We start from the raw sequence: 15,299 nt of genomic DNA, 5'->3' as shown, positions 1-15,299 counted from the left end.
GGAGCTGGCTTGCCTGCGATAGCATCACCTCGGTGTAACTGACAGACCGAGTTGACTGCATCGCGGGCAAGCCCGGCTCCCACATAATCCCGCTCCCACAGTTTTAAATCGGTTCCTTCAGTGGAATGGGCTTGCTCAGCACCATCAAATCCTCGCCCACTTTCTGCGCATACCGCCCCACCACGATCTGGCACAGCGCCACAATCTCCTCCACCAACTCCACCCCGACCCGCCACGACACCACCACCTGCAGGTTCGGCGGGCGTTGCTCCATGGCCAGCAAGGTCATCTCGCCCCGCGCCAATTCTTCCCTGACCAGCACCGGCGGCAATGCGCCAATCCCGAACCCGTCGCGTAGCAAGCGGGTGATCGCCGACACCGAATTCACGCAGTTCATCCGGGGCGCGGCCACGCCGTTGGCCTGCATCAGGCTGAGCACGTCCTGGTGCGGGCAAGAGTTTTTCGAGTAGGTGATGATGCGCTCCTGGGCCAGTTCGGCGAGGGAGGCGTAGTCGCGGTTGTGGATCGAATCGCTGGCGACGATCCAGCCCATGGGGTGGCTGCCCAGTTCCAGGCTGCGCAGGGTTTCCTGGCGCAGCAGGTCGGTTTGCAGGATCAGGTCCAGAAAGCCTTTTTGCAGCTGATCGATGAGGTTGAACGAGGTGTCGGCCACCAGTTCGATCTCCACCCGCGGAAAGCGCTCCATCAGCTCGGTCACCAGCGGGCTGAGCCAGGTATGGATCACCGTGTCCATTGCACCGATGCGGATCCGTCCGACCTGGCTGCTGGTGGTTTCCAGGGACTGCTTCAGCCCTTGCATGGTGGCCATCATCTGCTCGGCGTAATCGAGCACCTTCACGCCTTCCGGCGTCAGGCTCACGCCGCGGGAATCGCGCAGGAACAGTTTCACCCCCAGTTCACTTTCCAGCACCGCGATGCGGCTGGAAATCGACGCCTGGGTGGTGAAGAGCTTTTCGGCGGTGAGGCGAAAGCTCTTGAGCTTGGCCACCCAGACGAAGGTTTCAAGGAACTTCAAATTCATGGGATCAACTTTTTCTTATGCATTGGGGCGGTTTTTATTAGTTGGACGTAGCAGGGGTCGCACGCCAAAAATCGGCCCGTCTCACGATAAGCGTCGTAGGGGCCCAGAACAATACCAATAATATTCACGTGGAGATCCGCCATGAGTGCGCCCGATACCCTGGAGGTGGCCAAGCCCGAACGCCGCGCCGGACCTTTTGACTGGTACCGCAATATCAACCAGCAGGAGCGTCGTACGTTCTGGAGCTGCAAGATCGGCTACGGCCTGGATGGCATGGACACCCAGATGCTGAGCTTTGTGGTCCCCACGCTGATTGCGATGTGGGGCATTACCACTGGCCAGGCAGGCTTGATCCACACCAGCACCCTGATCGCCTCGGCGCTGGGCGGCTGGATCGCCGGCATCCTGTCGGACCGTATTGGCCGCGTGCTCACCCTGCAACTGACGGTGCTGTGGTTTGCGGTCTTCACCTTCCTGTGTGGCCTGGCGCAAAGCTACGACCAGTTGCTGGTGGCCCGTACCTTGATGGGCTTTGGGTTTGGCGGTGAATGGACCGCCGGCGCAGTGCTGATGGGCGAGGTGATTCGCGCCAAGGACCGCGGCAAGGCGGTGGGCATGGTGCAATCCGGCTGGGCGCTGGGCTGGGGCATCACGGCGATTCTCTACGCATTGCTCTACTCCTGGTTGCCACCGGAAGACGCCTGGCGCGCGCTGTTCATGTTGGGCCTGCTGCCGGCGATCTTCGTGATTTTTGTGCGTCGGCTGGTCAAGGACCCGGAGATTTATCGCGAAGCCAAGGCCAAGGAAGCGCCGAGCAACCCGGCGAAGTTCTACGAGATTTTTGCCCCCGGCATGCTCAGCACGACGATTCGCGCTTCGTTGCTGACCACCGGCGCGCTGGGCGGGTATTACGCCATCACCTCCTGGTTGCCGACTTTTCTGAAAAACGAGCGAGGCCTGAGCGTTCTCGGTACCGGTGGTTATCTGGCGATGGTGATCGTGGGTTCCTACGTCGGTTACGTGATCAGTGCCTACATGACCGACCTGCTCGGGCGAAAAAAGAACTTTATTTTATTCGCCGTCGGCTCGTTCATCATCGTTGTGCTCTACACCCAATTGCAGGTCAGCAACCAGGTCATGCTGTGGCTGGGCTTCCCGCTGGGCTTCTTTGCCTCGGGGATTTTCAGCGGCATGGGCGCGTTTCTCACCGAGCTGTTCCCCACGCGGATTCGCGGTTCCGGCCAGGGCTTCTGCTACAACATCGGCCGGGCACTCGCGGCGTTTTTCCCGCTGCTGATTGGCCTGCTGAGCCAGAAGGTGCCGCTGAGCATGGGCATTGGCGGGTTTGCGGCGGTGTCCTACGGCGTGGTGATCCTGGCGGCGCTGAGCCTGCCGGAAACCCGTGGCAAGCAGCTGGAAGCACAGTAACCTGAACGTTGCGGGATCTTGAAGAAAGGTCCCACACTAGAAAAATATAAAGACTACAGGAGCCCTCACCGTGAGCCGCCTGCTATTGAACTGCGACATCGGCGAAAGCTTTGGCAACTGGACCTTGGGTCTGGACGCCGAGGTGATGCCGTTCATTGATTGCGCCAACGTTGCCTGCGGCTTCCACGCCGGCGACCCGAGCATCATGCGCAAGACCGTCAGCCTGGCCTTCCAGCATGGCGTGCAGGTGGGGGCGCACCCGGCGTACCAGGACCTGCAGGGTTTCGGCCGCCGTTCCATGGCCTACACCCCGCAGGAAATCCAGGACCTGTTGCACTACCAGATCGGCGCCCTCGACGGCATTTGCCGGGCCCAGGGCGGGCGGGTCAGCTACGTCAAACCCCATGGCGCGATGTACAACGACATGATGGCCAAGCCCGCGCAATTGCGCGCGGTGATCCAGGCCGTGGCGGCCTACGACGCCAGCCTGCCCTTGATGCTGATGGCCACGCGCGACAACAGCGCCGCCCAGGCCCTGGGTGACGAATATGGCGTGACCCTGTGGTTCGAAGCCTTCGCCGACCGGGCCTATGACAGCGCTGGCCATCTGGTCTCCCGGCAGTTGCCGGGCGCGGTGCACCACGATCCGGAAAAGATCATCCAGCAGGCCTTGATCATCGCCCGCGGTGAACAGCTGGTCGCCAGTGATGGCAGCCCGTTGCACCTGCAAGCCAATACCTTGTGCGTGCATGGCGATAACACCAGTTCGGTGGCCGCCGTGCAGCGCATCCGCGAGGCGTTGACCCCAGCATGAAGCCACAGATTGAAGTGGTGGCCATCGACTGCCTGATGGTGCGCCTGTTTGAGGTGATCGCCGAAGACAACATGCCTTGGATGCTCGCCGCCACCCGGCGTTTGCGGGAGAGTTTTGGCCCGGCACTGGTGGACCTGGTGCCGTCCTACACGACCCTGATGGTGCACTACGACCTGCTGGCGCTCGACCCAGGCCAGGCGCGGGAGCTGATCAATCAGGCGCTCGAAGACTTGCAGCCAGAACCCAAGGGCAGCGGGCAGTGCCATGTGTTGCCGGTCTGGTATGACCTGAGTGTCGGCCCCGAACTGACATTACTCGCCCAGCGCAGTGGGTTGGCGGTGGAGGAGGTGATTCGTCGCCACAGTCAGCACGAGTACCAGGTTTTCGCCTTGGGCTTTGCCCCGGGGTTTGCCTTTATGGGCCTGGTGGACGAATTGCTCGCGACGCCTCGGCTCAGTACCCCGCGCAAGCGAGTGGCAGCGGGCAGCGTGGGGATCGCCGAACGGCAGACAGCGGCCTATCCGGTGGTGTCGCCGGGTGGCTGGAACCTGATCGGCCGCACGCCGGCCAAGCTGTTTGACCGCGAGCGCGAGGGCTACAGCCTGATGCAACCGGGGGACACCGTGCGTTACGCAGCGGTCAGTCATCGTGAATTCATCAACCTGGGCGGTGATGACACGCCGTTGGAGGCACAGGTATGAGCCGCTTGCTGATCGAGGCCAGCACACCGTTGTGCCTGTTGCAGGACGCTGGACGTTTTGGCGTAAGGCATTTGGGCGTCACCCAGGGCGGCGCGCTGGATTGGGTGTCGATGTCGTGGGCCAACTGGTTGCTGGGTAACGCCCTGGATGCACCGGTGGTGGAAATCACCCTGGGTGGCTTGACGGTGCAGGCCGAGGATTACTGCCTGCTGGCACTGGCCGGGGCGGACTTGGGCGCTTATGTCGATGAAAGAGCGATCAGCCCGGGGCGCAGCTTTATTCTGCAAAAAGGCCAGCGTCTGCGTTTTACCCAGCCCTTCAGCGGCGCACGGGCTTACCTGGCAGCGCCGGGCGGTTTTGATGCGCCACAGGTGCTGGGCAGTTGCGCCACGGTGGGCCGTGAGGAGCTGGGCGGGCTGGATGGTTTTGGCCGGGCGCTGGCTGAAGGTGCGCAGCTGACGTATTCAGGCACGGGCGGTGCAATGCGGGAGTTGTCCGCCGGGCAGTTGCCGAAACTGGACACGAAGGCGCCACTGGAGGTGATCCTCGGCGCGCAGATCGGCCAGTTTGGCGGGCAGAGCCTGTTTGATGTGTTCAACAGCGAATGGACCCTCGACAGCCGCGCCGACCGCATGGGCATGCGCTTGCTGGGCACGCCGCTGGAGTATCAGGGGCCATCGCTGATCTCGGAAGGCATCCCGCTGGGGGCTATCCAGGTGCCGCCGGACGGGCAGCCGATCGTGTTGCTCAATGACCGGCAGACCATTGGCGGCTACCCGCGATTGGGCGCGTTGACGCCATTGGCACTGGCGCGGCTGGCGCAGTGTTTACCGGGGGAGAAAGTGCGTTTGGCGCCGGTGGTGCAGGAGACGGCGCATCGACAGCAAGTGGAGTATTTGCGCCGCTTTATGAACCGCTGAAAGCATCGCAGGCAAGCCAGCTCCCACAGTTTGGAATGCATTTCCCTGTGGGAGCTGGCTTGCCTGCGATGACGTCGGTGAGTGCTCCGCCTATTTGGAAAGAAAGCGCATCCCTTCCTCAAGCCCCCGCAACGTCAACGGAAACATCTGGTCCTCGATCAAATCCCGAACAATTCCGGTAGAGGCCGTATAGCCCCAGGTATCTTTCGGATACGGATTAATCCAGATCAGCTTCTTGTACTTCTCCATGAACCGCTGCATCCACACGTACCCGGGCTCTTCATTCCAGTGCTCGACGCTGCCGCCGGCCTGGGTGATTTCATACGGTGCCATGGCCGCATCGCCGATAAAGATCACTTTGTAGTCGGCGCCGTACTTGTGCAGCAAGTCCTGGGTCGATGTGCGCTCGGAGGTGCGGCGCATGTTGTTCTTCCACACCGATTCATAAATGAAGTTGTGGAAGTAGAAGTACTCCAGGTGCTTGAACTCGGTCTTGCACGCGGAGAACAGCTCTTCGCAGGTCTTCACGTGGGCATCCATCGAACCGCCGATGTCGAACAACAACAGCAGCTTGATGGTGTTGCGCCGCTCCGGGCGCATCTGGATATTCAGCAACCCGGCATCCCGGGCCGTGTGGTCGATGGTGCCGTCGATGTCCAGCTCTTCGGCCGCACCCTGGCGCGCGAACTTGCGCAGGCGGCGCAGGGCGATCTTGATGTTGCGCGTGCCCAGTTCCACCGAGTCATCGAGGTTCTTGTACTCGCGCTGGTCCCAGACCTTGACCGCCTTGCCCTGGCGCTTGCCGGCGTCACCCACGCGAATGCCTTCGGGGTTGAAACCGCCGGAACCGAACGGGCTGGTGCCGCCGGTGCCGATCCACTTGTTGCCGCCGGCGTGGCGTTCTTTCTGTTCTTCCAGGCGTTTCTTGAATTCTTCGATCAGCTTGTCGAGGCCGCCAAGGGACTGGATCTGCGCGCGCTCTTCGTCGGTCAGCGAACGCTCGAACTCCTTGCGCAGCCAGTCTTCGGGGATCAGCGCCTGCAGGTGATCGTCAAGTTTTTCCAGGCCATTGAAATAGGCGCCAAAGGCCCGGTCGAACTTGTCGAAATGCCGTTCGTCCTTCACCAGGATCGCCCGGGCCAAGTAGTAGAACTCGTCCATGTCGGCGAAGGTCACGCGCTGTTTCAGCGCGTTGATCAGGTCCAGCAGCTCGCGCACCGAGACCGGCACCTTGGCTGCACGCATTTCATTGAACAGATTGAGCAGCATGGCAATCGCCCTTATCGGTTACCGCGACGGCTCATGAACGCCAGGCGTTCCAGCAACTGCACGTCTTGCTCGTTTTTCACCAGGGCACCGGCCAGGGGCGGGATGGCCTTGGTGGGGTCACGCTCGCGCAGCACCGCTTCGCCGATGTTGTCGGCCATCAGCAGTTTGAGCCAGTCCACCAGTTCGGAGGTGGACGGTTTTTTCTTCAGGCCCGGTACCTTGCGCACGTCGAAGAACACGTCGAGGGCTTCGCTGACCAGGTCTTTCTTGATGTCCGGGTAGTGCACGTCGACGATCTTTTGCAGGGTGGTGCGGTCCGGGAAGGCGATGTAGTGGAAGAAGCAGCGGCGCAGGAACGCATCCGGCAGCTCTTTTTCGTTGTTGGAGGTAATGATGATGATCGGGCGTTTCTTGGCCTTGATGGTCTCGTCGATTTCGTAGACGTAGAACTCCATCTTGTCGAGTTCCTGCAGCAGGTCATTGGGAAATTCGATGTCGGCCTTGTCGATTTCGTCGATCAGCAGAATCACCCGCTCCTCGGACTCGAAAGCCTCCCAGAGCTTGCCCTTTTTCAGGTAGTTGCGAACGTCATGCACCTTGTCCACGCCCAGTTGCGAGTCCCGCAGGCGGCTCACCGCGTCGTACTCGTAGAGGCCCTGGTGGGCCTTGGTGGTGGACTTGATGTGCCAGGTGATCAGCTTGGCACCAAAGGACTCGGCCAGTTGTTCGGCGAGCATGGTCTTGCCGGTGCCCGGTTCACCCTTGACCAGCAGTGGCCGCTCCAGTGTGATGGCGGCGTTGACGGCCAGTTTCAGGTCATCGGTGGCAACGTAGGCCTGGGTGCCTTCGAACTTCATCTATCAATCCTCGAACGTGACGCCGAACGGTGCAGCACCGAAGCGGGCGAGTAATCAGCTTTGCCCGACTATACCGCGCAGCCCCGGCGACTGTGAACGCAGACGGGCTATTCAGTCTCTGAATGGGCAGTCACGTTGAATATCAATCTGTCGAGGGCTTGGGCTGTTCATAACGGGCGTTGAAGGCCTGGACAAAACCATTGCGCAAAATCTGCAAAAACGCCTGGAACGCGCTGATATCTTGCTGGTGTACGTTGCCGCTCAGCTCCACGCGGGTGGCAAACTGGTTTTTGTTCTGGTTTTTCAGCACGGTCTCGCTGGCGCCCACCACCGCCTCCCAGATCGAACGGAAGATGCCCTTGTCCTTGTTCTCCACGTCCTGTTGCCAGTTGAACACCTCGACGTTGCGCAGCAAGGGCTTGATGTAGCCCGTCAACTGGGCTTTTTCGGCCTGGGCCTCCACCACGAGGTCGCCGGTGCCGGCATTGAAGTCGAACTTGCCGTAGGCCGAGGCGAAGTCATTCATGCGTTTGAGCTCGATATCCTTGGCCCGGAAACGGAATTCGAAGTTTTCGAAATTGCTCAAGGGGTCGAACGTGGCGGTGGCTTCCAACGGTGCCTGGCCCAGGAACAGCGCCTTGCCGTCGAAGCGCGCGTCGCGCTGGCCTTTTACATCCACCACATTGGTCAGGTTGTAGAAGCTGGCGTTGACCTGGGTGGCGTACAGATTGACCGGCGGTTTCGAGCTGAAGTTATGAAAGGCGATCTTCCCGTCGTCGATGCGCACCTCGTTGAGGGTGATTGGCAACAGTTTGCCCAGTTGCGCCCGCCAGTCGGTGCCCTGACCGGTCTGGGACGCCTGTTTGTTGGTGCCACCATCGACGAAGTTCAGCTCCGGCTTGATGAACTGTGCCTCGGCCACTACTGCGTGGTCGTACCACAGCGAGTGCCAACTGACCGACAGGTCTATCACCGGCGCCTTGACGAACGGTACCGGCACCTTGCCGTCGACCTTGACGATCTGCAAACCGTTGATTCGATAGGCCCCGCGCCATAACGCGAGGTCAACGTCGGTGACCTGGCCACGGTAATCGCCCATGTCGGCGAGTTTGTCATTCAGGTAATTGCGCACCAGATAGGGCAGGGCGATATCCAGGACGACCAGCAGTACCACGACCCCGACGAGGGTCCAGAGCGGCCAACTGTAGCGACGTTTCATGGGAATTTTCTCCATCCGTGTAGGCGATTGACTGCGGGCGCCGCCGGACGTTCGCTTGACTGGACGCGTTGCAACACGAGGCATACCCTTGGGGCCTTCCTGAAATTGCCTTAAGGACCCGTCATGAGCCGCATTTTTGCAGACAACGCGCACTCCATCGGTAACACGCCCCTGGTTCAGATCAACCGCATCGCCCCCCGTGGCGTGACCATCCTGGCCAAGATTGAGGGGCGTAACCCGGGGTATTCGGTGAAGTGCCGGATTGGCGCGAACATGATCTGGGACGCTGAAGGCAGCGGCAAACTCAAGCCGGGCATGACCATTGTCGAGCCAACGTCCGGCAATACCGGGATCGGCCTGGCGTTTGTCGCCGCCGCCCGTGGTTACAAACTGTTGCTGACCATGCCCGCATCCATGAGCATCGAGCGCCGCAAGGTGCTCAAGGCCCTCGGCGCCGAACTGGTGTTGACCGAGCCGGCCAAGGGCATGAAGGGCGCCATTGAAAAAGCCGGCGAAATCCTCGCCAGCGACCCGGCCAAGTACTTCATGCCGGCCCAATTCGAAAACCCGGCCAACCCGGCGATCCACGAGAAAACCACCGGTCCGGAAATCTGGAATGACACCGATGGTGCCGTGGACGTGCTGGTGGCGGGCGTGGGCACCGGCGGCACCATCACCGGGGTGTCGCGCTACATCAAGAACATCCAGGGCAAGCCGATTCTGTCGGTGGCGGTGGAGCCCATCAGCTCGCCGGTGATTACCCAGGCGCTGGCCGGTGAAGAGATCAAGCCCAGCCCCCACAAGATCCAGGGCATCGGCGCCGGTTTTGTGCCGAAAAACCTCGACCTGTCGATGGTCGACCGGGTCGAACTGGTCAGCGACGAAGAGTCCAAGGCCATGGCCTTGCGCCTGATGCAGGAGGAGGGGATTCTGTGCGGTATCTCTTGTGGCGCGGCGATGGCCGTGGCGGTGCGCCTGGCAGAGAAGCCGGAAATGCAGGGCAAGACCATCGTCGTGGTGCTGCCGGACTCCGGTGAACGCTACCTGTCGAGCATGCTGTTCGCCGATTTGTTTACCGATCAGGAAAACCAGGCTTGATTCAAATCAGCGCGATGGCACGGGCCTTATGCATAATTGGCCCATCATCGCGCACCGCAGGATGCTTATTGTTGGAGTGCGCGGGTTTTTCCCGAGGCCCGGAGTGTTTATCATGGCCGGCTGCTACGTCTGGTTTCCCGATAAAGGGAGGCTAATGGCCAGACGCCTATTTCCAGGAGTTGCTGCATGACCTTTTCTTTGGCCGCCAAACTGTCGGTGTTGCTGCTGTTTATCGGCAGCACGCTGTATGTGCATTTGCGTGGCAAGGCCCGTTTGCCGATGTTGCGTCAGTTCGTCAACCATTCGGCGCTGTTCGCCCCGTATAACGCCTTGATGTATATCTTCTCTGCCGTGCCGTCCAAGCCGTACCTGGACCGCAGCAAGTTCCCGGAGCTGGATGTGCTCAAGGACAACTGGGAAGTGATTCGCGAAGAGGCCATGCATCTGTTCGACGAGGGCTACATCCGCGCCGCCGAGAAGAATAATGACGCCGGTTTCGGTTCTTTCTTCAAGAAGGGCTGGAAGCGTTTCTACCTCAAGTGGTACGACAAACCGTTGCCATCGGCTGAGCTGCTGTGCCCGAAAACCGTGGCCCTGGTCAGCAGCATTCCCAACGTCAAGGGCGCGATGTTTGCCCTGTTGCCCGGTGGCAGCCACCTCAACCCGCACCGCGACCCGTTTGCCGGTTCCCTGCGTTACCACCTGGGGCTGTCTACGCCCAACTCCGACGACTGCCGCATCTTCGTCGACGGCCAGGTGTATGCCTGGCGCGACGGTGAAGACGTGATGTTCGACGAAACCTACGTGCATTGGGTGAAGAACGAAACCGAGCACACCCGGGTGATTCTGTTCTGCGACATCGAACGCCCGCTGAGCAGCCGCCTGATGACCCGCATCAACCGTTGGGTCAGCGCCCAACTGGGCCGTGCTACCGCGCCACAGAACCTGGACGACGAACGCGTTGGCGGAATCAACCAGGCGTATGCCTGGAGCAAGCGCTTCAGCGACAGCTTCAGCGGTGTGGTCAAACAGTGGAAACGCAAGCATCCGAAGGCGTATCGCATCCTGCGGCCGGTGCTGGCGGTGGTGGTGCTGACGGCGTTGGGGTATTGGTTGTTTGGTTAGGGCTTTTGCAGGCATAAAAAAACCGCTCGGATGAGCGGTTTTTTTATGCTTTTGATTTCTCTGGGCTGCCAGCCAAAAGGCTGGGCTCTTCAACGCTGATGGTCATTGCAGCACTGAGAAAACGGCGTTGATTAGCTGTAAGTGCTGAGGCCCTGAACTCTTTTATTACCTTCGATGACGCTTTCTGGGTGACGGAGTTTTTAGGAACTGCTCCCATATCAGCCTCCACTATTGATCATTAATTGAGCATGTTTGCGATGCTATGCCTTCTCTACTGCTATCACAAGCCTCCCCTGGGAGTCGAAATCAAAGCCCAGATTCTTATAGAGGGGAATTGCACCAGGCGCGGGCTCTTGAATCTCTATCCACTGACTGCCAATGATCTGTGCGTAATGATCAACAGCGATCATCGTCAGCGCGGCGATACGGCTTTTCAGGGGATGTGTTTTTCCGGGTTTTCCTTCTAGTCGGATTATTCTTATCCGCAGCCGACTTTGATTTGGGTTGGCAAAGCACAATCCACATAATTCGACGTCGAACCAAATGGACAGGTCAAAGGCCAGTGGCTCATGTGCTTTCCACGCTGCAATCTCCTCCCAGTAAAAGTGCGGGGCTTCATCCCAATCTTGATAGGCAGTCAATGCCTCGGTGTTAATCGGCTCAAATCGCACCTTGGTCAAATCGACGTCGTTGCTTTCATCCTGTTTGAGGGCCTCGTACCACTGCCAGGTAGAGGCTTTCGCAAGGTGCAGAGCCGTGGAGCGGTATAGCTGATATCGCAGAGAGTCGCGTTTTTTTGGCATTGGTCATCATGAGTTGAAAGCCCCCGGATCCGGAGCGGATTGGTTTTTCCCAAGGCTAGTGGCGTTGACTCAAGCTGTCCTTACTGGCCTTTTGGCAAACTCATTGCAAAGCATGTCCCCTGCTGGTTATAGTCGGCCACTGGTGTTTTCAGACACCGTATTCATCCCCTCAAAAAAGATCAGCACATGCCAGCTTCCCTGCGCATAGCGGTAGTCGATTCAGCGGTCAACGCTGCGGTCGTGCCGTGCGGGAACCAGCAGCCTGCGCAGATCAGTCACTACCCCCCACCTGTCAGTAGCACGCCGGTGTACGCAGTCGTATCACCGCCGGGTGTTGGCATTTCGGGCTGATCAGCTGATTGCTGTTCCCCTGTGCCCGCCTGAAAAAAACCTACTGAATTTCAGCTGTTGCTGAGTTGGCTTTTTGCCTGATCACAGGTGGTATCCATGTCTGTTCTTTCGAAACAATCCGTGGCCGCGGCGGCCTCGACGAGCCTGTTTGTCTTGCTGTGGAGCAGCGGGGCAATTTTCTCCAAATGGGGCCTGGCCCACGCCTCACCCTTTGCGTTTCTGCTGATCCGTTTTGCCATCGCCCTGGCGGGGCTGGTGATTCTGGTGCCGGTCCTCAAACTGAAATTGCCACGCCCCGGCAAGCCGATGCTCTACGCGGCGGCCACCGGCCTGGTGCTGTTGGGGGCTTACCAGATTTTCTATCTGCTGGCCCTGGACCTCAAAGTGACGCCGGGCATGATGGCGACCATCATGGGCGTGCAACCCATCCTTACCGTGGTGTTGATGGAGCGCCGGCGTTCCTGGAGCCGGATGTTCGGCCTGGCGCTGGGGTTGGTGGGGTTGATCATGGTGGTGTATCAGGGCATCGGCATGTCCGGTATGTCCCTGGCGGGGATGCTCTTCGGCTTGCTGGCCCTGGCCAGCATGACCTTCGGCTCGATCATGCAGAAACGCATCACCGATAACCCGTTGGGTACGCTGCCGGTGCAGTACCTGGCCGGCCTGGTCCTGTGCTCGGTGTTTGTGCCGTTCCAGCCGTTTCACTTCGAACACAGCATCGGCTTTTTCGTGCCGGTGCTGTGGATGGGGCTGGTGGTGTCACTGCTGGCGACACTGTTGCTGTACCGGCTGATCGCCCGGGGCAATCTGGTGAATGTCACCAGTCTGTTCTACCTGGTGCCGGCAGTGACGGCGGTGATGGACTACCTGATCTTCGGCAACCGCCTGGCAATGCTGAGCTTGCTGGGGATGGGCTTGATCATTGTCGGATTGGCTTTTGTGTTCCGTAAGAGCTGATCAACCCCCCCTGTAGGAGCGAGCTTGCTCGCGAAGGACGTCAACGATAACGCGGGAAGCCTGACCCCCCGCGTTGATCTTTCGTTTTTCGCTAGCAAGCTCGCTCCTACAAGGATTTGGCCAATTTCCCTGGCCGAAGCACCAGCCACAACGCCCCCGCAATCAACAACCCGCCATACAGATGCGCCATGGACAGCGGCTCATCCAGCAGCAACGCGCCCCACAACACCCCGAACGGCGGAATCATGAAGGTCACGGTCATCGACTTCACCGGGCCGATGGACGTCAGCAGGCGGAAGTACAGGATGTAGGCAAACGCCGTACACACCAGCCCCAATCCCAGCAGCGACAGCCACACAGGCCAACCACCCCAACTGACCGGTGGATGGCTGATGGCACTCCAGGCAAACAGCGGCAGCAGAAACAGCGTGGCCCCCAGCATGCTGCCCAAGGCCGCGAGGCGACTGTCCAGGCCGCCCCGTTGATCGAGCCAGCGCCGCGCCAAAAAGCCCGCGAAGCCATAACAGGTGGTCGCCAACAGGCACGCCAGCGCGCCCATCAGCAATTCCATATCGAAGGCCACCGGCCCCGCGCGGGTCAGGATGCCCACACCGAACAAACCCAGGCACACGCCGGCAATTTTTGACGGAGTCAGGCGCTCACTGAAAAACAGCCCGCCAATCAGCACGCCCATCAGAGGCGTCGTGGCATTGAAGATCGCCGAGTAACCGGCCGGCAGCACTTGGGCCGCCACCGAATACATAGTGGCGGGAATGCCCGAGTTGATCACGCCCAGCAACAGCACCGTCTTGAACTTGCCTTGGAAATCCCAACTCACCCGCATCAAGGCGAGGATCACCAACAGCCCGGTGGCGGCAATCGACACCCGGAAAAACGCAGTAGGAAGGATGCCGATTTCCGGCGCGATAATCCGCATGAACAGAAAACTCGCGCCCCAGATAGCGGCCAGCACCAACAGGTGCAGGGTGTCGACAGGTCTCACGGAAAAACTCCTACTCGATAAGGGCGGAAGTGTTGCCCACGGGCCTGCCTGACACAATCGCTAATACATGTTTTTACAGCACGAAACGGGTCACCAAGCCATTGAGGTCCACCGCCAGCCGCGACAGCTCCTGGCTGGCCGCCGAGGTCTGGGTGGCTCCGGCTGCGGTTTGTGTCGACAGATCCCGAATGTTCACCAGGCTGCGGTCCACTTCACGGGCCACCAACGCCTGCTGCTCGGCGGCACTGGCGATCACCAGGTTGCGCTGGCTGATCTGCGAGATCGCCGCGGTGATTTTCTCCAGCGCGCTGCCGGCGCTATTGGCCCGTTGCAAGGTCTGGCCGGCGTGTTCGGCGCTGCTGTTCAGGGCGCCGACGGTGTCCAGGGTACCTTGCTGGATACCGTTGATCATCTGCTCGATTTCTTCGGTGGAGTCCTGGGTGCGTTGTGCCAGGGAGCGCACTTCGTCCGCCACCACCGCAAAACCACGACCGGCCTCGCCTGCGCGGGCCGCCTCAATCGCTGCGTTGAGTGCCAGCAGGTTGGTCTGCCCGGCGATCCCGCGAATCACTTCCAGTACCTTGCTGATGTCCTGGGCCTGCGCCGCCAGGCCTTCGGCTTTGGTCGAGGCGCCGAGCACTTCGTCCACCAGGTTCTGGATCGAGCTGATGGTTTCGCTGATCTGGTAGTGGCCGTGTTTGCTGTCTTCGTCGGAGGCCTTTGAGGCTTCGGCGCTGGACACCGCATTGCCTGCCACTTCGTCGACTGCCGCACTCATCTGCGTCACGGCGGTGGCCGCCTGTTCGATCTCGTCGTTCTGCGCCTGCAGGCCGCGGGTGCTCTGTTCCATCACCGAACTCATCTCTTCCGCCGCCGATGCCAGCTGTTGCGAGGACTCGCTGATGCCACGGATGGTTTCCTGCAGGTTGGCCTGCATGGTGGCCAGGGCGGTGAGCAGTTGGGCCGCTTCATCCTTGCCCTCCACGATGATCGGCCGGCTCAGGTCGCCGGACGCGATGGTGCGGGCCACTGTCAGTGCCTGGCCGATGGGCGTGGTGATGCTGCGGGTCAGGAGCCAGGCCAGCAACAAGGTGGCCAGCAGGGCGGTAAGGATAATGGTGCCCACTACCCACTGGGCGCTGGTGTACATCCGGGCCGCTGATTCTGCTGCGTCCTCCACACCTTTCTGGTTGAAGGTGATCATGTCTTCCAGGCTTTTATTGAGGACCGTGCCCTGGGGCGCCAGGCGGCTGTTGAGCAGGTCCATGGCGTTTTGCTGTTGGTCCTGGTCGACCAATTGAATCATCTGGGCGACGATCGTCATGTAGCTCGCAACGTTGGCTTTCAACTGCTTGAGCATGTCGTGTTCTTGCTCGTTGTTCAGCAGGGCTTCGTGGCGCTTAAGCAATTCTTCAAGGTCAGCGCCTTGGCGGGTGATCAGGTTTTTGCTGTTGTCCCGCACTCTGGATTCATCAGTGGTCAGCAAGCGCAACGCTTCCAGGCGGATGCTGGCGACATAGGCGGCGCTGTCGTGGATGTTCTCAATGCTCGGCATCCATGATTCTTCGATGATCAGCGCGCTTTCCCGCAGCTTGGCCATCTGGCCCAGGCCAAACAGGCCGACCAGGATCAACAGACTGGCCAAAACCCCAAAACTCAGACTGGCACGCAGACCGATCCCCATATTCCTCAATGACATCTCAATGCTCCTT

Annotated in this window: 14 protein-coding genes; 7 read left to right on the top strand and 7 right to left on the bottom strand. The window is 60.1% G+C overall.

Features of this window, described 5'->3' with window-relative positions:
• Window positions 1–103: 103 nt before the first annotated feature.
• Window positions 104–1,042 carry a LysR family transcriptional regulator gene (locus tag HX875_RS19975; RefSeq protein ID WP_177044923.1) on the bottom strand — a complete coding sequence of 313 codons (939 nt, stop codon included), beginning with the start codon at window positions 1,040–1,042 and terminating at the stop codon, window positions 104–106.
• Between the two features lie 141 nt (window positions 1,043–1,183).
• Here HX875_RS19975 and HX875_RS19970 point away from each other — a divergent pair, with 141 nt between their 5' ends.
• The 4 genes from HX875_RS19970 (at window position 1,184) to HX875_RS19955 (ending at window position 4,905) form a co-directional block, all read left to right on the top strand.
• Window positions 1,184–2,470, top strand: coding sequence for an MFS transporter (locus HX875_RS19970; RefSeq protein WP_177044921.1), 1,287 nt, complete (start codon window positions 1,184–1,186; stop codon window positions 2,468–2,470).
• Window positions 2,471–2,540: 70 nt separating this feature from the next.
• Window positions 2,541–3,284 carry a 5-oxoprolinase subunit PxpA gene (locus HX875_RS19965; protein ID WP_177044919.1) on the top strand — a complete coding sequence of 248 codons (744 nt, stop codon included), beginning with the start codon at window positions 2,541–2,543 and terminating at the stop codon, window positions 3,282–3,284.
• Window positions 3,281–3,985 carry a 5-oxoprolinase subunit PxpB gene (gene pxpB / locus HX875_RS19960; protein WP_177044917.1) on the top strand — a complete coding sequence of 235 codons (705 nt, stop codon included), beginning with the start codon at window positions 3,281–3,283 and terminating at the stop codon, window positions 3,983–3,985. Before HX875_RS19965 ends, pxpB begins: the two co-directional genes overlap by 4 nt.
• Window positions 3,982–4,905 (top strand): biotin-dependent carboxyltransferase family protein, encoded by a 924-nt coding sequence (locus tag HX875_RS19955; protein WP_177044916.1) that lies wholly within the window; start codon window positions 3,982–3,984, stop codon window positions 4,903–4,905. The genes pxpB and HX875_RS19955 overlap by 4 nt, the downstream gene beginning before the upstream one ends.
• A gap of 90 nt (window positions 4,906–4,995) precedes the next feature.
• On the opposite strand, the gene HX875_RS19950 is transcribed toward HX875_RS19955, so the two are convergent.
• From HX875_RS19950 to HX875_RS19940, 3 genes are all read right to left on the bottom strand, one after another.
• The gene (locus HX875_RS19950; RefSeq protein ID WP_010176516.1) at window positions 4,996–6,174 is read right to left on the bottom strand and encodes a vWA domain-containing protein; all 1,179 of its coding nucleotides are present in this window, start codon (window positions 6,172–6,174) and stop codon (window positions 4,996–4,998) included.
• An 11-nt stretch (window positions 6,175–6,185) separates the two neighbouring features.
• On the bottom strand, window positions 6,186–7,031 hold the full coding sequence (locus tag HX875_RS19945; RefSeq protein ID WP_003210690.1) for an AAA family ATPase: 846 nt from the start codon (window positions 7,029–7,031) through the stop codon (window positions 6,186–6,188).
• A gap of 142 nt (window positions 7,032–7,173) precedes the next feature.
• Complete coding sequence (locus HX875_RS19940; RefSeq protein ID WP_177044915.1) at window positions 7,174–8,250, bottom strand: DUF748 domain-containing protein; 1,077 nt, start codon at window positions 8,248–8,250, stop codon at window positions 7,174–7,176.
• A gap of 123 nt (window positions 8,251–8,373) precedes the next feature.
• Between HX875_RS19940 and cysK the strand changes: the two genes are divergently transcribed.
• Window positions 8,374–9,348: a cysteine synthase A gene (cysK, locus tag HX875_RS19935; protein ID WP_010176514.1), complete on the top strand. Its 975-nt coding sequence runs from the start codon at window positions 8,374–8,376 to the stop codon at window positions 9,346–9,348.
• Window positions 9,349–9,534: 186 nt separating this feature from the next.
• Window positions 9,535–10,473: an aspartyl/asparaginyl beta-hydroxylase domain-containing protein gene (locus HX875_RS19930; RefSeq protein ID WP_017479171.1), complete on the top strand. Its 939-nt coding sequence runs from the start codon at window positions 9,535–9,537 to the stop codon at window positions 10,471–10,473.
• Between the two features lie 260 nt (window positions 10,474–10,733).
• Here the strand turns inward: HX875_RS19930 and HX875_RS19925 are convergent, their stop codons facing one another.
• Window positions 10,734–11,276 carry a hypothetical protein gene (locus HX875_RS19925; protein ID WP_177044914.1) on the bottom strand — a complete coding sequence of 181 codons (543 nt, stop codon included), beginning with the start codon at window positions 11,274–11,276 and terminating at the stop codon, window positions 10,734–10,736.
• Between the two features lie 447 nt (window positions 11,277–11,723).
• Here HX875_RS19925 and HX875_RS19920 point away from each other — a divergent pair, with 447 nt between their 5' ends.
• The gene (locus tag HX875_RS19920; protein ID WP_177044913.1) at window positions 11,724–12,584 is read left to right on the top strand and encodes a DMT family transporter; all 861 of its coding nucleotides are present in this window, start codon (window positions 11,724–11,726) and stop codon (window positions 12,582–12,584) included.
• A gap of 106 nt (window positions 12,585–12,690) precedes the next feature.
• Here the strand turns inward: HX875_RS19920 and HX875_RS19915 are convergent, their stop codons facing one another.
• The gene (locus tag HX875_RS19915) at window positions 12,691–13,587 is read right to left on the bottom strand and encodes a DMT family transporter (protein WP_177044912.1); all 897 of its coding nucleotides are present in this window, start codon (window positions 13,585–13,587) and stop codon (window positions 12,691–12,693) included.
• Between the two features lie 73 nt (window positions 13,588–13,660).
• Window positions 13,661–15,271, bottom strand: a complete 1,611-nt coding sequence (locus HX875_RS19910; RefSeq protein WP_371321490.1) for a methyl-accepting chemotaxis protein — start codon at window positions 15,269–15,271, stop codon at window positions 13,661–13,663.
• Window positions 15,272–15,299: the final 28 nt, after the last annotated feature.

The sequence above is a fragment of the Pseudomonas yamanorum genome (assembly GCF_013386765.1).
GTDB lineage: Bacteria > Pseudomonadota > Gammaproteobacteria > Pseudomonadales > Pseudomonadaceae > Aquipseudomonas > Aquipseudomonas yamanorum_A.
The sequence above is the reverse complement of the archived record's forward strand: the minus strand, read 5'-3'. Positions and strand labels throughout refer to the sequence as shown.